17 protein-coding genes are annotated in these 19,292 nt (G+C 70.2%); 8 read left to right on the top strand and 9 right to left on the bottom strand.

All coding sequences use genetic code 11. The annotated features are described in order from the left end of the window. Positions 1-2 precede the first annotated feature (2 nt). Complete coding sequence (locus AC4D16_RS10405) at positions 3-1,082, top strand: Gfo/Idh/MocA family protein (RefSeq protein WP_490950303.1); 1,080 nt, start codon at positions 3-5, stop codon at positions 1,080-1,082. Positions 1,083-1,197: 115 nt separating this feature from the next. On the opposite strand, the gene AC4D16_RS10400 is transcribed toward AC4D16_RS10405, so the two are convergent. From AC4D16_RS10400 to purH, 4 genes are all read right to left on the bottom strand, one after another. Continuing rightward, entirely contained in the window at positions 1,198-3,261 is a 2,064-nt protein-coding gene (locus tag AC4D16_RS10400) for a hypothetical protein (RefSeq protein WP_490954940.1), read from the bottom strand. Between the two features lie 84 nt (positions 3,262-3,345). After that, the gene (locus tag AC4D16_RS10395; protein ID WP_490954939.1) at positions 3,346-4,416 is read right to left on the bottom strand and encodes a hypothetical protein; all 1,071 of its coding nucleotides are present in this window, start codon (positions 4,414-4,416) and stop codon (positions 3,346-3,348) included. A 131-nt stretch (positions 4,417-4,547) separates the two neighbouring features. Beyond that, positions 4,548-6,770 carry an NADP-dependent isocitrate dehydrogenase gene (locus tag AC4D16_RS10390; RefSeq protein ID WP_490954938.1) on the bottom strand — a complete coding sequence of 741 codons (2,223 nt, stop codon included), beginning with the start codon at positions 6,768-6,770 and terminating at the stop codon, positions 4,548-4,550. A gap of 136 nt (positions 6,771-6,906) precedes the next feature. Further along, positions 6,907-8,511, bottom strand: a complete 1,605-nt coding sequence (gene purH / locus AC4D16_RS10385; protein ID WP_490954937.1) for a bifunctional phosphoribosylaminoimidazolecarboxamide formyltransferase/IMP cyclohydrolase — start codon at positions 8,509-8,511, stop codon at positions 6,907-6,909. 114 nt (positions 8,512-8,625) lie between these two features. On the opposite strand from purH, the gene AC4D16_RS10380 reads away from it, so the two are divergent. Continuing rightward, the gene (locus AC4D16_RS10380; RefSeq protein ID WP_490954936.1) at positions 8,626-9,231 is read left to right on the top strand and encodes a DUF6434 domain-containing protein; all 606 of its coding nucleotides are present in this window, start codon (positions 8,626-8,628) and stop codon (positions 9,229-9,231) included. Positions 9,232-9,366: 135 nt separating this feature from the next. Further along, the gene (locus AC4D16_RS10375; RefSeq protein ID WP_490954935.1) at positions 9,367-10,719 is read left to right on the top strand and encodes an MFS transporter; all 1,353 of its coding nucleotides are present in this window, start codon (positions 9,367-9,369) and stop codon (positions 10,717-10,719) included. 115 nt (positions 10,720-10,834) lie between these two features. Here the strand turns inward: AC4D16_RS10375 and AC4D16_RS10370 are convergent, their stop codons facing one another. After that, complete coding sequence (locus tag AC4D16_RS10370) at positions 10,835-11,437, bottom strand: DUF6318 family protein (RefSeq protein ID WP_490950310.1); 603 nt, start codon at positions 11,435-11,437, stop codon at positions 10,835-10,837. A gap of 150 nt (positions 11,438-11,587) precedes the next feature. On the opposite strand from AC4D16_RS10370, the gene AC4D16_RS10365 reads away from it, so the two are divergent. After that, on the top strand, positions 11,588-11,752 hold the full coding sequence (locus AC4D16_RS10365; RefSeq protein ID WP_490950311.1) for a hypothetical protein: 165 nt from the start codon (positions 11,588-11,590) through the stop codon (positions 11,750-11,752). 70 nt (positions 11,753-11,822) lie between these two features. Here AC4D16_RS10365 and corA read toward each other — a convergent pair whose 3' ends face one another. Further along, the gene (gene corA / locus AC4D16_RS10360; protein WP_490950312.1) at positions 11,823-12,839 is read right to left on the bottom strand and encodes a magnesium/cobalt transporter CorA; all 1,017 of its coding nucleotides are present in this window, start codon (positions 12,837-12,839) and stop codon (positions 11,823-11,825) included. Next, on the bottom strand, positions 12,836-13,420 hold the full coding sequence (gene purN, locus AC4D16_RS10355; RefSeq protein WP_490950313.1) for a phosphoribosylglycinamide formyltransferase: 585 nt from the start codon (positions 13,418-13,420) through the stop codon (positions 12,836-12,838). Before purN ends, corA begins: the two co-directional genes overlap by 4 nt. 93 nt (positions 13,421-13,513) lie before the next feature. On the opposite strand from purN, the gene AC4D16_RS10350 reads away from it, so the two are divergent. Beyond that, a complete protein-coding gene (locus AC4D16_RS10350) occupies positions 13,514-13,942 on the top strand; it encodes a hypothetical protein (protein ID WP_490954934.1) in 429 nt (142 codons plus the stop codon). A gap of 81 nt (positions 13,943-14,023) precedes the next feature. Here the strand turns inward: AC4D16_RS10350 and AC4D16_RS10345 are convergent, their stop codons facing one another. After that, on the bottom strand, positions 14,024-15,283 hold the full coding sequence (locus AC4D16_RS10345) for a cell division protein PerM (RefSeq protein ID WP_490954933.1): 1,260 nt from the start codon (positions 15,281-15,283) through the stop codon (positions 14,024-14,026). Between the two features lie 85 nt (positions 15,284-15,368). Next, positions 15,369-16,121: a TSUP family transporter gene (locus AC4D16_RS10340; protein ID WP_490954932.1), complete on the bottom strand. Its 753-nt coding sequence runs from the start codon at positions 16,119-16,121 to the stop codon at positions 15,369-15,371. An 89-nt stretch (positions 16,122-16,210) separates the two neighbouring features. Between AC4D16_RS10340 and AC4D16_RS10335 the strand changes: the two genes are divergently transcribed. From AC4D16_RS10335 to AC4D16_RS10325, 3 genes are all read left to right on the top strand, one after another. Further along, positions 16,211-16,846, top strand: a complete 636-nt coding sequence (locus tag AC4D16_RS10335; RefSeq protein ID WP_490954931.1) for a DUF1684 domain-containing protein — start codon at positions 16,211-16,213, stop codon at positions 16,844-16,846. A 96-nt stretch (positions 16,847-16,942) separates the two neighbouring features. After that, a complete protein-coding gene (locus AC4D16_RS10330) occupies positions 16,943-17,860 on the top strand; it encodes a potassium channel family protein (RefSeq protein WP_490954930.1) in 918 nt (305 codons plus the stop codon). A gap of 92 nt (positions 17,861-17,952) precedes the next feature. Continuing rightward, positions 17,953-19,116 carry a glycosyltransferase family 4 protein gene (locus AC4D16_RS10325; RefSeq protein WP_490954929.1) on the top strand — a complete coding sequence of 388 codons (1,164 nt, stop codon included), beginning with the start codon at positions 17,953-17,955 and terminating at the stop codon, positions 19,114-19,116. Positions 19,117-19,292: the final 176 nt, after the last annotated feature.

Here is a 19,292-nt window from a genome sequence, read left to right as displayed (position 1 = left end):
TCATGAACCCACAGATACGCATCGCCGTTCCCCCCTGCGCCGAGGTCGGCGCTCCCAGCCCGATCGTCGCCACAGGAAAGCCCCTGAAGTGGGGGGTCATCGCGACGGGTGGCATCGCCACGAAGGTCACCGAGGATATCGCGCTCCTCGAGGACGCTGTGCTCCACGCCGTCAGCTCGCGGAGCGCGGACAGCGCAGCGGCGTTCGCTGAGCGTTTCGGTTTCGCCGTCAGCTACGGGAACGACGGCGACACCCCCGGTTACCAGCGCCTCATCGACGACCCCGAGGTCGACGTCGTGTACATCACGACCCCGCACGGTCAGCACTACGACGTCGCCAAGGCCGCCCTGACGGGCGGCAAGCACGTGCTGTGCGAGAAGCCCTTCACCATGAACGCCGCGGAAGCCGAGGACCTCGCCGGCCTGGCCGCCGAGCGGGGTCTGTTCCTCATGGAAGCCGTCTGGACGCGTTTCCTGCCCACGGTGAACCGCGCCTGGGACATCATCCACTCCGGCGAGCTGGGCGACGTCCGATGGATCCAGGCGGACCTCGGCTTCGCGGCTCCCGATGATCCGACCAGCCGGCTCTGGGACCCGAAAGCGGGCGGTGGTGCCCTCATGGACCTGACCGTGTACCCGCTGACCTGGGCCCTCGGTTCGGTCGGATTCCCGGACTCCGTCACCGCCATCGGAACGCTCAACGACGACGGCGTGGACCTGCAGACCGCGGTCACCCTCGGGTACTCGAGCGGCGCGTACGCCCAGCTGTCGTCGTCGTTCATCGCCTCGTGCCCCGGCCAGGCGACGGTCTGCGGTTCGCAGGGCTGGCTCAAGACCGGCGGAGGCAACCTGCACAACCCGACCGAACTCAGCGTGAAGGCCGGGCACGGCGAGGTACGGGTGGAGCAGTTCGAGCAGGTCGGAGCGGGTTACACCTACGAGCTGCGTGAGGTGACCCGCTGCATCCAGCAGGGGCTCACGGAGAGCCCGACGATGCCCGTGGCAGACACGCTGAAGACCATGCACCTGCTCGACGACGTGCGCTCGCAGATCGGTCTGCGCTACGCGAACGACGACGCCTGACGCTCTCCCCGGAGATCGAGGAGCGCACCTCAGTGTGTGCTCGAGGTGCCCTGAACGCACGAGAACGGCTCCCGCGGCGTAGGCCGCGGGAGCCGTTCCTCATGGAGCGCCTCGGTCAGAGGGCGGCCTTCGAGCGGCGGGCGGCCGCGAGGCCACCGATGCCGCTCAGCAGGAGGAGTGTTCCGAACAGCATGATCTGCTGAGCGTCGAAGCCCGTGGATGCGAGCGTCTTCGAGGAGTTCGACCCAGCGGGGGCCGAGACCTTGGCTGTCGGCGCAGCGTTCGTCATGGTCACGCCGGCGCTCGCCACCGAGACCGTTCCGGGAGCAGTGGCGATGCCGGTCGTGACCGGTGCTGCGGGCGTCGTTCCTGGGGTCCCGTCGACCGTGCCCGGCGTGGTTCCGCCGTCGCCCGGACCATCAGTACCCGGCGTGGTTCCGCCGTCACCGGGTCCATCAGTACCCGGCGTGGTTGCGCCGTCGCCCGGTCCGTCCGTACCCGGCGTGGTTCCGCCGTCGCCCGGTCCATCCGTACCGGGATCGGTCGGCGTCGTGGGAACGATCGGGCCAGTGGGCGTGGTTGCTCCGCCACTGCAGGCGGGGTTGCTGTTACCGATCACGGTGACCGTGTTACAGCCGACGTTCACCGGGATGGTGACGATGGGCGAGATGACGTTTCCGTCGAGGATCCCGCCACCGACGATTCCGCCACCGGTGCCGCCACCAGTACCGCCAACCGTGCCGCCACCGGTCGAGCCCGTGGTGCAGTCCGAGCCGCTGTCGCCGATCACGGTGACCGTGTTGCAGCCGACGTTCACCGGGATGGTGACGATGGGCGAGATGACGTTTCCGTCGAGGATCCCGCCGTCAAGGATGCCGCCGTCGAGGAGCCCTCGGCCGGTCGAACCGTCAGTGCCGCCGGTACTGCCACCCGTGCCACCGGTGTTGCCACCAGTCGAACCCGTGGTGCAATCCGAGGAGATGTCTCCGATGATCGAGACCGTGTTGCAGCCGACGTTCACCGGCACCGTGACGATGGGCGAGATGACGTTTCCGTCGACGATCCCGCCGTTGACAGTGCCGCCATCGAGGAGCCCTCCGCCAGCCGAACCGTCAGTGCCACCATCAGTACCGCCACCGGTGCCACCGGTGCTGCCGCCGGTGCTGCCACCGGTCGAACCCGTGGTGCAATCCGAGGAGGTGTCTCCGATGATCGAGACCGTGTTGCAGCCGACATTCACCGGGACCGTGACGATGGGCGAGATGACGTTTCCGTCGAGGATCCCGCCGTCAAGGATGCCGCCATCGAGGAGCCCTCCGCCAGCCGAACCGTCAGTGCCACCAGTGCCACCGGTCGAGCCCGTGGTGCAGTCCGAGCCGCTGTTCCCGATCACGGTGACCGTGTTGCAGCCGACATTCACGGGGACCGTGATGACGGGAGTCAGCACGTTCTCGTTGAGGAGCCCGCCATCCAGCAGGCCTCCGTCAGCAGGAACGGGGGCAGGAGCCGGGGCGGGCGTGGTGCCGCCCGTGGAACCCGTCGACCCGGAGGTGCCGCCCGACGTGGAGTCGCCGATCACCGAGACCGAGTTACCGGGCACGTTGATCGGAGCGACGACCACCGGCGAGACCACGTTCTCGTTGAGCAGTCCGCCGTCGAGCAGACCGTCGCCCGCAGGAGCAGGTGCCGGCACAGCCCCGGTGTCGCTCGTCGTCGTGCCGGTGGTACCGGACTCCCCGGTGGACGATGAGTCCCCTATTACTGACACAGAGTTACCGGACACGTTGATCGGAGCGACGACCACCGGCGAGACGACGTTGCCGTTGAGCAGACCGCCGTCCAGCAACCCGCCCTCGATGAGACCCGCGCCCGCAGGAGCAGGAGCAGGTGCAGGAGCAGGTGCGGGAGCGGGCGCAGGAGCCGGCGCAGTGCCCGCTCCGATGCCGAGGTCCACGCCCAGATCGAGCGACGCGTCGAGCGCCACGACGGCCTCGTCGAGGATCGAGGAGCTGGTGGTGCCGCCCTGAAGCGGGGTGGAGATGATGCTCCCGAGGCCCGATGTGGACTGGGAGGTGGACGTTGTCGACAGGTCGGCAGCTGTGGCCGACCCTGCCGCGAGGACTGCGAAGCCCCCTGCGAGGATGACTCCGTAGAGCCCTCGCTGCACGCATGTGCGCATGGTATTTCTCCTGGTATGAAAGTGGGTTGGAGGCGCCGGAACGCCGAGAGCCGTCAGCCGCGCGAGGGCGCGGCAAGGCCACCACTAATCAGGAGATGAGCCGGGATCGAACGTCGGAGCGGCAGGGAGATGAGCCGTGGCGTCGCGACGGGCACGCCCGCCGACGAGTAGGACGAGGAGGAACAGCGCGCCGCCGAGGGCCGCCACGGGGGCGGCAGAACCGGCTCCGGTGATGGATGCGGACCCGCCGAAGGCACCAGCCGGGGCGAAGGAGAGCGGTGAGGAGTCCAGCGTCACCGAGCCGGCCGCTGCGAGGACCGGCAGGACGGCGATGTCCATGACGCTCGCGGCGCCCGGCGTGGCTGCGACGCGGACGGCGGCCGTGGTGAGCTCGGCGAGAGCCGTCCGAGCCTCGATGGTGGCAGCGGCAGTGAGCTGGACCGGTGCGTCCACAGCCGCACCCTGCGCTGCCACGGGTGTGGCGACCTCGGGCGCAGAAAGCGCCGCGGGCGCCTCGGGTGCAGCATCGGTGGTCAGCACGGGAGCCGGGGCCGGAGCGGCATCCGGCAGGACGGTCTCCGGCTGGGCGGCGGGAGCGGGAACGACGACGGGAGCGGGAACCACGACCGGAACGGCCACGATGGCGGGAACCGGTAGGAGCTCGACCACGGGGTCGATGACCTCGGCGACGGGTGCCAGGACGACCGGCTCCACGACGTCTAGCACGGGCTGCGTCACTCCACCGACGACGGCGTCGACCGTCCCCACGACGGGGCTCGTCACTTCGGTCACGGTGTTCTGCGGGACGACGGACCGGACGATCGGTACCTGAGCGATGACGTTGTCGACGGTAGCTGTCACGGGAGGGAGGACGGAGCCCACGGGCTCCGTGAGGAGCTGAGTGACCTGCGGCGCCACGGGGGCGGGCGCCTGAGCGCTCCGGGCCGCTGACGCGAGGGGGTCCGTGAGGGCCGTGACGGGTGCGGCAGCGGTCTGGACGACGTCGGACACGGAACCGAGAAGACCTGACGAGGCGGGAAGTTCGGCTGCGGACGCTCCGCCGGCTCCGAGGGCCATCCAGCCGAGGGCGCCGGCTCCGGTGAGGAGGGAAAGGCGCAGGGTGGTAGCGAGAGACCGACGCTTTTGCATCTTCATCGCACTTACACCACCCAGGCTGAGACCGTTGAGCAACCATAAGCCCACTGCCGAGCGCCTGTAAACACCCGGCCGGAACGAGATCAGCCGGTGGGCCCCGAAGGGACCACCGGCTGATGGAGGAGGGACTGCTACGAGGCGAGGTGCTCGAGGACCTCGGAGAGCTTCGCAGAGGGTCGCATGACCTCCGTGACCTTCGTGACGTCCGGGTGGTAGTACCCGCCGATGTCCACCGGGGAGCCCTGCACGGCGAGCAGCTCGGCCACGATGGTGTCCTCGTTGCCCGTCAGCGCCTCGGCCACGCGGGCGAAGCTCTCGGCGAGCTCGGCGTCGTCGTCCTGCTTCGCCAGCTCCTCCGCCCAGTAGCGGGCGAGGAAGTAGTGGCTCCCCCGGTTGTCGATCTCCCCCGCCCTGCGGCTCGGGGATTTGTTCTCGAGCAGGAACGTTCCGGTGGCGCGGTCGAGCGTGTCCGCGAGGACCTGCGCGCGCGGGTTGTCCGTCGTCGTCGCCAGGTGCTCGAAGCTGACGGCGAGAGCAAGGAACTCACCGAGGCTGTCCCAGCGGAGGTGGTTCTCCTTGACGAGCTGCTGCACGTGCTTGGGTGCGGAGCCCCCCGCGCCGGTCTCGAACAGCCCGCCGCCGTTCATGAGCGGGACGACCGAGAGCATCTTGGCGCTCGTACCGAGCTCGAGGATGGGGAACAGGTCCGTCAGGTAGTCGCGGAGCACGTTGCCGGTGACCGAGATGGTGTCCTCACCCTTGCGGATGCGCTCGAGGGTGAAGGCCGTGGCGTCCACCGGCGTCATGATCTCGAGCTGGATGTCCTCCACGCCGTGCTCGGTGAGGTAGGCCTTCACCTTGCCGATGACGTTGGCGTCGTGGGCCCTGGTCTCATCCAGCCAGAAGACGGCGGGGGTAGCGGAGGCACGGGCGCGGGTCACGGCCAGCTTCACCCAGTCGGTGATGGCGGCATCCTTGGTCTGGCACGCGCGCCAGATGTCCCCGGGGGCGACGTCGTGCTCGATGAGGACGGTCCCGGCGGCGTCGACCACCTGCACCTTGCCCTCGGACTGGATCTCGAACGTCTTGTCGTGGCTGCCGTACTCCTCGGCCGCCTGCGCCATCAGGCCGACGTTCGGCACGGTGCCCATGGTGGTGGGATCGAACGCGCCGTTCGCGCGGCAATCGTCGATGACCACCTGGTAGATCCCTGCGTAGCTGCTGTCCGGCAGCACGGCGAGCGTGTCAGCCTCCGAGCCGTCGGGGCCCCACATGTGGCCCGAGGTGCGGATCATCGCGGGCATCGAGGCGTCCACGATGACGTCGCTCGGGACGTGCAGGTTGGTGATGCCGTTGTCGGAATCGACCATGGCGATCGCCGGGCCGTCCTCCATCCCCTTCGCGATCGCCGCTTCGACACCCTCGCGGACGTCCGCGGGCAGCTTGTCGAGGCCCCCGAGGATCGACGCGAGGCCGTTGTTGGGGCTCAGGCCTGCTGCAGTGAGCTGCTCGCCGTAGGTCGCGAAGAGCTCGGGGAGGAACGCACGCACCACGTGACCGAAAATGATGGGGTCCGAGACCTTCATCATGGTGGCCTTGAGGTGGGCGGAGAAGAGCACGCCCTCCTCCTTCGCGCGGGCCACCTGGGCGGTCAGGAACTCGTTGAGGGCGGCAGCGCGCATGACCGTGCCGTCGACGACCTCGCCTTCGAGGACCCGGATGGCTTCCTTGAGCACGGTCACGGCGCCGTTCGCCCCGACCTGCTGGATGGTGATGGTGGTGTCCGCGTCGATGACGACGGACTGCTCGTTCGAACGGAAGTCGTCGCGCGTCATGTGAGCCACGTTCGTCTTCGACTCCGACGTCCACGCCCCCATGCTGTGCGGGTTCTGGCGTGCGTAGTTCTTGACGGAGAGCGGCGCGCGGCGGTCGGAGTTGCCCTCCCGCAGCACCGGGTTCACGGCGCTGCCCTTGACCTTGTCGTACCGCGACCGGACGTCCTTCTCCTCGTCGGTGGACGGGTGGTCGGGGTAGTCCGGCAGCGCGTAGCCCTGCGACTGCAGCTCGGCGATGGCCGCCTTGAGCTGCGGGATGGAGGCACTGATGTTCGGCAGCTTGATGATGTTGGCCTCCGGCGTCTTCGCCAGAGCCCCCAGCTCCGCGAGCGCATCGGGCATCTGCTGTTCCGGCGTGAGGCGGTCACCGAAGAGTCCGATGATGCGTCCGGACAGTGAGATGTCGCGGATCTCCACCTCGACGCCGGCCGTGGACGCGAACGCCTCGACGATCGGCAGGAACGAGTAGGTGGCCAGCATCGGCGCTTCGTCGGTGTGGGTGTAGATGATCTTGGCCATGCGGTGGCGTCTCCCTGGTGGTCTGCGTACTGCGGTCGGGTGGGGGTCGGGCATCGGCTCTAACTTACCGAGGTGGCGCGGGCTTCGCCTAACAACTGGGAACGCCCGACGACGGCCTCGACAGGCCGACCATGCGTCAGTGGAAGAAGTGGCGGGCGCCCGTGAGGTAGAGCGTCACGCCGGCGGCGTTCGCGGCGTCGACGACCTCCTGGTCGCGCACGGACCCGCCCGGCTGGACCACGGCGCGGACACCGGCGCCGAGCAGGATCTGCAGGCCGTCGGCGAAGGGGAAGAAGGCGTCCGACGCGGCGACGGAGCCGCGGGCGCGCTCGGTGTCGGCGAGGGTGTTGGCCCGCTCGACGGCGAGGCGGCAGGAGTCCACGCGGTTGACCTGACCCATGCCCACACCCACGGAGGCGCCGTTGGAGGCGAGGAGGATCGCGTTGGACTTCGCGGCGCGGCACGCCTTCCAGGCGAAGGCGAGGTCGGCCAGCGTGGCGTCGTCGGCAGGCTCACCGGCGGCGAGGGTCCAGCCCGAGGGGTCGTCGCCGTCGGCGTCGAGCCTGTCCGCGACCTGCATCAGCACTCCCCCGGAGACCTGGCGCATCTCCAGGGGGTTCCGGCCGTACCCCTCCGGCAGGGTGAGCAGCCGGATGTTCTTCTTCTGGGAGAGGATCTCGACGGCCTCGGCCGAGAACGACGGCGCGATGACCACCTCCGTGAAGATGTCCTTCACACTCGCCGCCATGCCCGCCGTGACCTCGCGGTTCGCGGCGATCACGCCGCCGAACGCCGAGACCGGGTCGCAGGCGTGCGCCTTCGCGTGGGCGTCCGCGATCGGGTCCGCGGCGTCCGCGGAACCGACGGCCACGCCGCAGGGGTTGGCGTGCTTGATGATCGCGACGGCGGGCTCGTAGAAGTCGAAGGCTGCGCGGAGGGCGGCGTCGGCGTCCACGAAGTTGTTGTAGCTCATGGCCTTGCCGTGGAGCTGGTCCGCCTGGGCGATGCCCGGCGTCGCGCCCCTCTCCACGTACAGCGCGGCCTCCTGGTGCGGGTTCTCGCCGTAGCGGAGCACCTCGGAACGCTCGAGCGCGAGGCCCGCGTAGCCGGGGAAGGTGAAGGCGTCGTCGTCCGTGTCGAACTGCTCGGCCGTCCAGGAGGCGACGGCGGTGTCGTACGCGGCGGTGTGCGCGAAGGCGAGCGCGGCCAGCCGGCGTCGCGCCCTCAGATCGAAGCCGCCCTCGGCGGCGGCGGTGACGACGTCGGCATAGCGCGCCGGGTCGACGACGACGGCGACCGACGGGTGGTTCTTGGCGGCGGACCGCACCATGGCCGGGCCGCCGATGTCGATCTGCTCGACGACGGCGTCGGAGTCCGCACCCGAGCGGACCGTCTCCACGAAGGGGTAGAGGTTCACGACCACGAGGTCGAAGGCCTCGATGTCGAGCTCCGCCAGCTGGTCCACGTGCTCCTGGCGACGGCGGTCCGCGAGGATTCCGGCGTGCACCTTGGGGTGGAGGGTCTTCACGCGCCCGTCGAGGGTCTCCTGGAACCCGGTCACCTCGGACACCTCGGTCACGGGGACGCCTGCAGCCGCGATGCGCTGCGCCGTCGAACCGGTGGAGACGATCGAGACGCCGGCGCGATGCAGTCCCTGGGCCAACTCCTCCAGACCGGTCTTGTCGAACACCGAGATGAGTGCTCGTCGGAGGGGGACGCGGTCGAGGTGGGTCAGGCTCACGCAGGTGTCCGTTCGTGGTGGGTCGCCGGGGTCGCCCACGAGTCTATCGGGGCGGACGGCGGGGCCCGGGGCCGGTGCTCGACGATGTCGGTGGTGGATGGCACGCTGGGAGCCATGACGGACGCGCGTCCTGCCCTCACCGAGGACCTCTCGGGCAACGAACTGCTGCGCTGGTACTGGCTACGGAGCGAACTCGCGGCCTTCGCCCGGTCCGTCGGGGTCAGCACTGCGGGCGGCAAACAGGATCTGACGGCGACGCTCGTCGCGTACCTCGATCGCGATGCGTCCTTCTCCGGGTCGACGCCGGACGCGGGGTCGACGCCGGCCGTAGGGCGGGCAGTGCCCGTGAAGCCCCGGCGGCCCGCGGCAGCCGCGGCCCTCGTGGAGCCCCTGACTCCCGGGACGGTCCTCCCCGCGGGCCAACGCTGCTCCCAGCAACTCCGCCGGTACTGCACCGAGGTGATCGGGCCCGCCTTCCGCTTCGACGAGGCCATGCGCGAGTTCATCGCGACCTCCGGCGGCCGCACGCTGGGCGACGCGGTGGAGCACTGGTACGCCACCCGATCGACGCCGGGCAGGGAGATCGGTGCGCAGTTCGAGCTCAACCGCTTCATGCGTGAGTGGCACCGGGGCCACCCGGGCGAACCGCGCTCGGCCGGGCTCGATGCCTGGGCGGTGCACCGATCCCTCCCCGTCGAGGCGCGCGGGCAGACCACCTGAGCGCCTCCGGGCAGGCCGGTCGCGCCGCACCGACGCCCGTCCAGGAGCCCGACGTCGCACGCCGTCACCCGTGAAGCGGGGCAGCAGCACGGCGGTACAGTTCTCCCAGACACCCGCCCCTTCCCCGGAGGCTTCATGAGCATCGACACCCAGCTCCCCACAGGCGACCAGGTGGTCCAGGAGCTTCCCTGGCGCTGGAAGGTCCAGGGGAAGATCTTCCTCATCGGCGGCCTCGGCTTCATGTTCGACGCCTGGGACGTGACCCTCAACGCCTATCTGATCCCGCTGCTCATCGCCGACTGGGGCATCGAACCGGGACAGGCCGCGTGGGTCGCCACGTCCAATCTGCTCGGCATGGCGATCGGCGCCTTCGCCTGGGGCTCGATCGCGGACATCATCGGCCGCAAGAAGGCCTTCGCGCTCACGCTGCTGGTGTTCTCGATCTTCACCGTGCTCGGCGCCTTCTCCCCCGACATCGTCTGGTTCTGCGTCTTCCGCTTCTTCGCGGGCGTGGGCCTCGGCGGGTGCATCCCCGTGGACTACGCCCTGGTGGGCGAGTTCACGCCGCGACGCCAGCGTGGCAGGGTCCTCACCGCGATGGACGCCTGGTGGCCCATCGGTGCGTTCCTCTGTGGCGTGGTGACGACGGCGGTCATCGCGAACGGCGGGGACTGGCGCCACGCCATGCTGGTCCTGGTGCTTCCCGCGCTCCTCGTCTTCTGGGTCCGGCGCGGAGTGCCGGAGTCACCCCTCTACCTCGTGCAGCGCGGCCGGAGCGAGGAGGCCCGTGCCGTCATCGACGACCTCGTGGACCGCACGGGCGCGAAGCGGCGTGCGTGGCGCCTGCCCGAGCCCGAGGCGACCCCGAAGCTCTCGATCGGCAGTGTGTCCGGGCAGCTGACGGGCCTCTGGCGCTTCAACTGGCGCATCACGCTCACGGCCTGGAGCCTGTTCCTCACCATCCTGCTGGTGTACTACGGCGCCCTGACCTGGATGCCGCGCATCCTGATCCAGTCCGGCTACGGGCAGTCGGTGGCCTTCATCACGACGACCTTCATGACCGGCGTCGGGTTCCTCGGGGTCGTGGCCGCCGCGCTGCTCGTGGAGCGCGTGGGCCGCAAGTGGCTCCTCGCCATCACCGGCCCGGGGTCGGCGCTGCTCCTCGTGATCTTCGCCCTGACGCTCGACCTCCCCGCCGTCGCGACGGCCTGGCTGCTCGGCTTCGGCTTCGTGGTGCAGGTGGCCATCCCGGTGCTCTACACCTACGTCTCCGAGCTGTACCCCACGGAGCTGCGCGGCAGCGGCTTCGGATGGGCGTCCACCATCTCGCGCATCGGCGCCGGCCTCGTACCGCTGATCTTCGGCACCCTGCTGTGGCCCTACCTCGGCCTCCCGCTCACCTTCGCGCTGATCGGCGGCCTGGTTGTCCTCGCGGTGGTCTTCATGGCGTTCAACGCGCCGGAGACCAAGGCCGAAACCCTGAGGTGACCGCGGGTCCCCCGACCCGCGTCCCGACCACGGAAGGAGTGCCACCCGCGAGGGTGGCACTCCTTCCGTTCGTGGTGATGCCGTGGTGCGGTGGTGCGGGTGGAACCGTGGCCGACTACGCCTCCGGCAGCTCCGCGTCCGGGGTCTCCTCGAGCGAGACGAGGGCCCAGGCGCCGTCCGCGTAGCGGACCGTCGCGGTGTAGATGGTTCCCTCGGACGAGTACGGGCGCTGCTCGGTGACCGAACCGTCCTCGGCGAACTCCGTGTAGGCATCGGGGTTCACCGGGATCAGCGCGGTGACGTCGGCGCCCTCCGTGACGTCCTCCTCCGCCGTGGTCAGCAGCACGTTCTCGACCTTCGGCTGACCGCCCAGCACCCAGCCGCCGTCGTCGTACACGCCCTGCAGGCGCTCGGCGTCCTCCTGCTCGGACGCAGCGCCGTCGAGGACCTCGGTGACCGCAGCGGAGTCGCCGGTCTGCAGCACATAGGACTTGAGGTCGAAGTAGTAGTAGAGGAAGGCCTTCGCTCCCGCGGGGGTCGCCTCGGCCACGAGGTCGTTGCTCGCGGGGCGCGAGATGTTGGCTGCGGCCGCCGTCGAGCTCGCAGGCGAGGGGCGGGTGTCCGCCGTCGTAGCGGGCGTGGACTCGGGGGTGCCGGCACAGGCCGTGAGTGCCAGGAGGGTGATGGCGGCGGTGGCCGCCGTACGTGCGAAGTTCATAGTGGTCCCAACGGAGTTCGAGAACGGAAGTGGCGCGAAAGCCCTCTCCACTTTACCGATGCCCAAGGCAACTTCCCGACGCCGACCGCCACCGCATGCCCGAGGTGCGCACATTCGGCCCGGAACGTCGGACGTGCCCATACTGGATCGATGAAATCCCTTCTCATCGCCCTCGCCCTGATCGCCCTCGTGCTCCTGGTTCTCGGAATTGCAGTCGAGACCCTGAAGTTCCTGCTCTACATCGGTCTCGTCGTGCTGGTCGCGTCGGCCGTCCTCCTCGTGCTCCAGCGCGTCCGTTCGCGGGTGCAGCGATAGTTCGCAGGTCGGCCGGACCGGCCGTCGATCCGCCGACGGCCGGGCTCCTGTCCGGGAGCCGGTTCCTGCATCAGAGCCAGTTGTTGCGCTTGAAGGCCCAGTAGAGGCCGCCGCCCATGGCCAGCATGAGGACGAGGGCGAACGGGTAGCCGAGCGTCCAGTGCAGTTCCGGCATGACGTCGAAGTTCATGCCGTAGATCGAGGCGATCAGGGTGGGAGCGAAGAGGATGGCCGCCCAGGAGGAGATGCGCTTGACGTCCTCGCCCTGGTGGAGCGACGTCTCGCTGAGGCGCGTCATCTCCTCGTTCTGGCGCTGCGCGACGAGCGTCGAGTGCACCGTCAGCGCGTTCTGCAACAGTGCCCGGAAGGTGTTCACGCGCTCGACGACGCGGATCACGTGGTCCTGTACATCGCGGTAGTTCCGGCTGAGCTCGGCGTCCAGCTGGTATTTCTCCGAGCCCCTCAGAAGCGCCTCCATCATGTTCTCGAGTGGCTGCGTTGCCCGCTGGAACTCGATCACCTCCCGGTGCAGTTCGTAGATGCGCCGCGAGACGTCCGGTGATCCGCCGAACAGTTCGTCCTCGATCTCGTCGATGTCGTTCTCGAGGCCCTGGACCACGGGTTGGTACTCGTCCACCACCTGGTCCAGCAGCGCGTAGAGCACGGCCTGCGGACCGAGGCACAGCAGCGTCGGGTCCGCCTCGAGCCGGCGGCGCACCACCGCGAGGTCCGGTGACTCGGCATGGCGCACGGTGACCACGAAGTCGTGTCCCACGAAGATGTGGAGCTCCCCGAACTCCACCTTCTCCTCGGCGTCGAGGTAGCGGGCCGGGCGGAGCACCACGAACAGCGTGTCCTCGTAGCGCTCCAGCTTGGCGCGCTGATGCCCGTTGTGGGCGTCCTCGACGGCGAGCGGGTGCAGGTTGAACTCCGCCTCGACGGCGCGCAGCTCCTCGCGCTCGGGCCGGTACAGCCCTATCCACCCCATGCCGCCGCTGTCCCTCATCAACTCGAAGGTCTGGTCCAGCGTCTCGGGGTTGATGCGTTTGCGTCCGTCCACGTAGACGGCGTTGGCCACGAGGGTCATCGGCGCGGCGCCTCGGGTGCCCCGGCCGCGAGCGCGGCGAGGGTCTCGATGAGCAGCCTGCGTTCCTCGACCTTGATGCGCTCGTGCAGTGAGGCCTCGGTGTCCCCGGGCAGCACGGCCACCGGCGCCTGCGCGAGGATGGGCCCGGTGTCCACGCCGGCGTCGGCGATCATCACCGTGCAGCCCGTGATCTTCACGCCGTAGGCGAGGGCGTCGCGGACCCCGTGGGCACCGGGGAAGCTCGGGAGGAGGGCGGGGTGCGTGTTCAGGTACCGGTCCGGGAAGCGGTCGAGGAACTGCTGGTCGACGATCCGCATGAAGCCGGAGGACACCACGTAGTCGGGTTCGTGCGCGGCGACGGCCTCCGTGAGTGCCCGGTTCCACGCGGCGCGGTCGTCGAACCGACGGAACTCGACCTCGAAGGTGGGGATCCCTGCGTCAGCGGCGCGCTGCACTCCCCCGGTGCCGGTCCGGTCCGCTCCGACGGCGGCGATCGTGACCGGCAGCGTGCCCTCGCCGACGGCGTCGATCACTGCCTGGAGGTTGGATCCGCTCCCGGAGACGAGGACTACGATGCGCATGGACCAACCATAGGGTCTCCCCTCACCTAGGGTTGAACCGGCGGACCACGGTCGCGGAACGATCCGCAGGCGGAGTCGGAACACGGAGGAATCATGGCGGGGCAGGGCACGCCGAAGGGCGCACGTACGACCGGGAGCGAACGCGAGCGGCCCGACGACCCCGCGAAGGCCTCCGCGCAGCTGTGGTTGAGGCTCTTCCTCCTGGCCCTCTTCGGCGCCGTCCTGACCAGCAGCCTGGCGCTTCCGTGGAAGGTGGCCGGGCTCGTCCTGGCGCTCACCGCACTGGCCCTCGGCGTCGTCGCCCTCGTGAAGGTGCTCGGCGCGAAACTCCACCGCATGGTGCTCATCGCGACCTGCCTCGGGCTCGCCGCCTCGCTCTTCCTGGCGGCCGGCGTGGGCGCCTCGGTTCTCCTCTGGCCCGTGACCGAGCGGTACGAGGACTGCATGTCCCGTGCCCTCACCCTCCAGGCCACGAGTGAGTGCGAGGAGGGGCTGCGCCGGCTCGACGGCGTGAGCGGCTGACGCCTCCAGACAGCCGTAGAAGCCCACGCGAGCGCGAGCGGCCCGGTCCTCCCCGGCGGCGGTTCGGTCAGCAGCGGTTCGTCAGCGGCGGCGCGGCTCCCGTTCGAGGAGCGGCCCGACGGCGTGTCCGAGCACCGCTCCGACGAAGACCTCCAGCGCGAGCCACAGCCCCACCAACAGGGGATCCGGCCCGAGGTCCGTCAACCGGCCGAGTCCGAGCGATGCCCGCGAGAGCAGCGCGACGCCGGCGCCCGCCAGGCCCGCGGTGACACCGATGAGGAGCGCGAGCGCGAGCGTCGAGGCGGTGGACGTCAGCCAGCGGAGGTCGCTGTGGAGGACGAGCCATTCGTCGAAGTGGTTCTCCCCCTCGCGGAAGAACCACCAGCCGGCCAGCAGCCCGGCGAGGACGGGGATGGCGAGGGCCGCGTAGCCGTACTCCAGCACCCCGGCGGGCAGGGCCCCGAGCACGGGCAGCGCCGGCAGCGGACCCACGCTGCTCGCCAGCGGCGTGATGGCGCTGCCGCTGCCGAGAGCGAAACCGGCACCCGTGGACCACGCCATGGTCCACGCGGCAAAGTTGGGCAGCAGGCCGAGCTGCACGAGGGTGACCACCGAGGCCCCGGCGATCCCGCCGTCGATGCGCTCGTACACGGCCGCGATCTCCGCCCAGTTCCAGCCGACGGCGACGGCCAGCAGCACGGACGCGAGCGCCAGCGTCACGAGGACCGCGAGGAGACCGGCGCGGATCACGGACCACGCGTAGGAGCCCGCCCAGCGGGAGTGCTGACTGGTGCGCGACACCCAGGCCGCGGCGTCGACCCCCACGAGTCGGCTCCACGCGCCCGCCTCGCGGTAGGCACCGCAGAGCAGGCCGACGGCGGCGGAGACCGGCGGCACCAGGGCCCCTGCGACGACCGGCGCCGTTGCCGCGGACGTGCTCGAGAAGGAGGCCACGAGGGCTCCCACGCCGGCGTAGGTCACGAGGGCGCCGAGCAGCGCCTGCCACAGCTGGTCCGTGTAGGAGGCACGGGCGAGCCGTCGGCCCGCGCGCCAGGCGAGGGCGAGCGGGATCAGCACGAGCCCGAAGGGGATCACGTGCAGGACCCCGGCCTCCGGCGAGCCCTGCAGGACGAGCGGCACACCGTGCATCACGAGCCACGCCTGGCCGGCGAGGCGCGCGGCGGTCTCGGCCGAAGCGTCGGCGAAGCCGCCCGTGAGCCACACGGCAGCCACGGGGATCACCACGAGCAGCGCGGAGATCACGGCTGCCTGGCCGAGCTCGAACACTCCCTGCAGCCACAGGGGCATGGGAAGGGCACGGGGTTTCACGGGGAGTTTCATCCCCTCCATGGTGCCACCGGGCGTCCTCATGAGCGCCGACCGACGCGGCTCCTCGCGGTGTGCGGGTGAGGACGTGCAGGTGTGGTCAGCCCGCGATGTCGACGAGTCCCTTGACCACGGCGAGGCCTGCTCCGACGAACGCGATCACGACGACGAACAGGCGCGCCTGGTCGTCGCGCACGAACCGCGCCAGCTTCTCGCCCACGAAGATCCCCGTGATGATGGCCACGAGGATGGCGATCCACATCCACACCGCGAGGACGGGCGCCTGAGTGGGGTCGATCAGCAGCTTGGTCACCAGCGTCACCAGCCCGATGGTCATGAAGAACGGCTGGAGCGTCGCCGCGAAGGACCGCTGCGGCCAGCGTGAGAGCACGGCGTAGGCACTGACGGCGGGGCCGCCGACCCCCGCCATCGAGTTGGTCACGCCGGCGGTGAATCCGGCGACGACCTTCGGCGGGTTGCCGCGGACCACGACGTCGGACCGCTGGAGCACGAGGGAGATGGTGAGAGCCACGAGGACCACGGCGCCCACGGTGACGGACAGGGGCGCCGAGGGGACCGCGACGGCGAGGATGGAACCCGGGATGGAGCCGAAGAGGGACGGGACCACGAGCCACCGGAACATGCTCCAGTCGATGTCCCGCCACACGCGCCCGAGGATGATCGCCGAGGACACCACACCGCAAATGTTCACCAGCAGCACGCCCGCGTGGGGTCCGAGGATGATCACGAGGAAGGGGGCGATGAGCAGGGCGAACCCGAGGCCCGCGATGCGCTGGGCGACGGCCCCCACGAGGATGGAAACCAGCACGATGCAGAAGATGCCGAAGGTCACCCGAGCTACAGTACGCCGGGGCAACGAACCACTCCCGACCGCACCGCACCACCCCTCCTCTGTGACGTGACCGGCGGTAGCCTGATGCCATGACCGCCCTCACCACGGCCCTGGCCACCGCCGACTGGCGCCGCCGCGTCTTCGGACTGTACGAGGAGGTCCGCGTGTGCGCGGCGACCGAGTCGCCGGAGGCGGCCCACGGCCTCTGGGTGCTGGGGCGCAACGAGCTGTTCCGTTCCCACACGGCGTCGGCCCTCTCCGCGGACGCGAAGGCCTCCTTCGCCGGGCTGGCGGTGGCGCCCTACGACCCAGCGTTCCGCTTCGAAGCGGTACTGGAGGACGACGGCGCAGGCCAGGTGATGGACGTCGAGACGGGCACCGACGGCGTGGTGCCGTTCCGCCGCCTCGGGTCGCTCACCCTGGCCGGTCTCGGGAAGCTCGCCCTCTGGAAGCTCGCGTCCTACGGCGGAGGCCTGTTCCTGCCGCTGCGCGACGGCACCGCGGGTACACCGGGCGGCACCTACGGCGGCGGCCGGTACGTCCTCGACACCATCAAGGGGGCGCACCTCGGCGAGGGCAGGGCCGCCGGCAGCCTCGTGGTGGACCTCAACTTCGCGTACAACCCGTCCTGCGCCTACGACGAGGCGTGGGCCTGCCCGCTCCCCGGGCCCGACAACAGGCTGCGCGACGACGTCCCGGTCGGGGAGCTGTACCGCGAGTACTGACGGCGGATCCGCCGCACCACCGCGCCGGAACAGTACGTAGGCTGATCACTTCCGGCGGAATCGTTCCGCCTCAGGACGTCCGAGGAGCGACCGTCGGTGAAGCATCCGGTGAACAAGGCGATCAACCAGGCGATGGACCCACCGACGGACCCGGCAGCGGATCAGGCGGCGGAACAGGCGCTCTCCCGGCAGTCCGCGTGGCGGCGGCGCACCGAGATCCCCCTGATCCTCGCCGCGCTCGCGTATCTCGCGGCGTACTCGGTGCAGGTGACCCTGGATCCGGAGCCCGCCCTCGCCGTCGTGCTCGAAGCGGTGATCTGGGGCGTATGGGCCCTCTTCCTGCTCCACTACGTGGCCACGCTGCTCCAGGCTCCCGAGCGCGGCCGGTGGTTCGTGCGGCACCTGCACGAGTTGGTCATCCTGCTCCTGCCCGTCCTCCGGCCACTGCGACTGCTCCGTCTGGTGCCGCTGCTGCGGGTGCTCAACCGCTCGGGCGGGGACGTGCTGCGCGGGCACATCGTCCTGTACGTCGTCTCCGCGATGGTGGTGCTCGGCTACGCCGGGGCACTGGCCGTGCTCGACGTGGAGCAGGAGGCGCCCGGAGCGACGATCACCACCCTGCCCGACGCCCTGTGGTGGGCGCTGACCACCGTGACCTCCGTGGGCTACGGCGACTACTATCCGGTGACGGGAGCCGGACGCTTCGTCGCGGCCGGGCTCATGATCGGCGGGATCGGCGTCCTCAGTGCGGTCACGGCGGCGTTCGCCTCGTGGCTCGTGGAGAACGTGGCGTCGGCGCGCGCCGCCGAGGCCCAGGACCCGGGGTCCGACCAGCGCGTCCAGCAGCGGCTCGACAGCGTGAGCCTGCAGCTCGACACCCTGACGCGGCAGCTGGCGCACGGCGCCCACGCCGGCCGCGAACACGCGGGTACCGACCACGCTGCCAACGACCACGCGGGCCGCGACCACCCGGAGCAACGCACGGGGAACAGCCCGGATCGCAGCGCGACCTGACAGGGCGCGTCCGCGCCCCATTTTGCCGACTGTTCACCCGACCTCCACCCGGTGGTGGCCCCCCGAGCGTCGGGGAGCGGGACGCTTGAAGGGTGAGGATCGCTGTCGTCGCTGAATCATTCCTGCCCCACATGAACGGGGTCACCCATTCGCTGCTCAAGGTGCTCGCGCACCTGAGGAGCCGCGGTGACGACGTCCTGGTCATCGCGCCGTCGTCGTCCTGGCTCGACGACGAGGCGCCCGCCACGGTCGAGGGGTACCCGGTGAACACCCTGCCGTCCGTGCCCCTGTCCGGGTACGCCAACGTACGGCTCGCCGCCGGGACGGTGGCGCGGGTGCGCCGCATCCTCGCCGAGTTCGGGCCCGACGTCGTCCACATCGCCTCGCCCTTCGTGCTCGGCTGGCGTGCCGTCCAGGCCAGCGAGCAGCTCGGCATCCCCTCCGTGTCCATCTACCAGACCGAGGTGCCCGCCTACGCGGCGCGCTACGGCTTCCCCTGGCTGGAGTCCTTCCTCTGGCAGCGCGTCGAGAACATCCACGACGCCTCCACCCTCACCCTCGTGCCTTCCTCCTTCGCGCTCGACCAGCTGCGCTCCCACGGCGTACAGCGCCTGAACCTGTGGCGGCGCGGCGTGGACACGGAGCGCTTCAGCCCCACCCGGTACGACGCCGAGTGGCGGGCCTCCGTGGCCGGCCCGGAGGAGCGCCTCATCGGGTACGTGGGCAGGCTCGCGGCGGAGAAGCAGGTGGAGGACCTCGCGGTGCTCGACGCCATGCCGGGCACGCGCCTGGTGATCATCGGTTCCGGGCCCCTGAAGGAGAGCCTCCGGGCGAAGCTCCCCCGCGCGTACTTCGCCGGGTTCCAGAGCGGACTCGACCTCGCCAGGATGGTCGCGTCCCTCGACCTCTTCGTGCATCCCGGCGAGTCGGAGACCTTCTGCCAGACCATCCAGGAGGCCATGGCGTCGGGGGTGCCGGTGGTGGCCGTCGGCCGCGGCGGGCCACTGGACCTCGTGGACCCCTCCCGGACCGGGTGGCTCTACCGGCCGGGGGATCTCCCCGGCCTGCGGGACGCCGTCGCGGACCTGACGGGTGATGACGCCAAGCGCCGGGCCTTCGGCCGGGCAGCGCACGCCTCCGTGCAGGGACGCACCTGGCCGGTCCTCTGCGAACAGCTCGTCGGTTTCTACGAGAAGGCCATCGCTGTGCAGGCGCGCCGCGCCGAAGTGGCGGACAGGGTTCGGCGCGCTCCGTAGCAACACGCACCTCCGGTTCCCCTCCTCTGGACCCTGCACCCACTGTGGGGGTAAGGTGCCCGCCGACAGAGCGGACGGGTAGCAGGACCTATCATGGGGAAGTCACACGCCCATCCCTGGAGGTTCCGATTACCGATACCGCTGCCCAACACGACATCTACTTCGGCGCACCCGAG

Source organism: Arthrobacter sp. TJ-236, from assembly GCF_058269235.1.
This window is presented reverse-complemented; position numbering and strand designations above follow the sequence as displayed.

Bases quoted from the DNA above. Each gene is read 5' to 3' on its own strand.
- AC4D16_RS10350 (WP_490954934.1), top strand. From the start codon at position 13,514: ATGGCGGGGCAGGGCACGCCGAAGGGCGCACGTACGACCGGGAGCGAA.
- AC4D16_RS10395 (WP_490954939.1), bottom strand. From the start codon at position 4,416: ATGAAGATGCAAAAGCGTCGGTCTCTCGCTACCACCCTGCGCCTTTCC.
- corA (WP_490950312.1), bottom strand. From the start codon at position 12,839: ATGACCCTCGTGGCCAACGCCGTCTACGTGGACGGACGCAAACGCATC.
- AC4D16_RS10400 (WP_490954940.1), bottom strand. From the start codon at position 3,261: ATGCGCACATGCGTGCAGCGAGGGCTCTACGGAGTCATCCTCGCAGGG.
- AC4D16_RS10375 (WP_490954935.1), top strand. From the start codon at position 9,367: ATGAGCATCGACACCCAGCTCCCCACAGGCGACCAGGTGGTCCAGGAG.
- purN (WP_490950313.1), bottom strand. From the start codon at position 13,420: ATGCGCATCGTAGTCCTCGTCTCCGGGAGCGGATCCAACCTCCAGGCA.
- AC4D16_RS10345 (WP_490954933.1), bottom strand. From the start codon at position 15,283: ATGAAACTCCCCGTGAAACCCCGTGCCCTTCCCATGCCCCTGTGGCTG.
- AC4D16_RS10370 (WP_490950310.1), bottom strand. From the start codon at position 11,437: ATGAACTTCGCACGTACGGCGGCCACCGCCGCCATCACCCTCCTGGCA.
- AC4D16_RS10405 (WP_490950303.1), top strand. From the start codon at position 3: ATGAACCCACAGATACGCATCGCCGTTCCCCCCTGCGCCGAGGTCGGC.
- AC4D16_RS10335 (WP_490954931.1), top strand. From the start codon at position 16,211: ATGACCGCCCTCACCACGGCCCTGGCCACCGCCGACTGGCGCCGCCGC.
- AC4D16_RS10390 (WP_490954938.1), bottom strand. From the start codon at position 6,770: ATGGCCAAGATCATCTACACCCACACCGACGAAGCGCCGATGCTGGCC.
- AC4D16_RS10365 (WP_490950311.1), top strand. From the start codon at position 11,588: ATGAAATCCCTTCTCATCGCCCTCGCCCTGATCGCCCTCGTGCTCCTG.
- AC4D16_RS10380 (WP_490954936.1), top strand. From the start codon at position 8,626: ATGACGGACGCGCGTCCTGCCCTCACCGAGGACCTCTCGGGCAACGAA.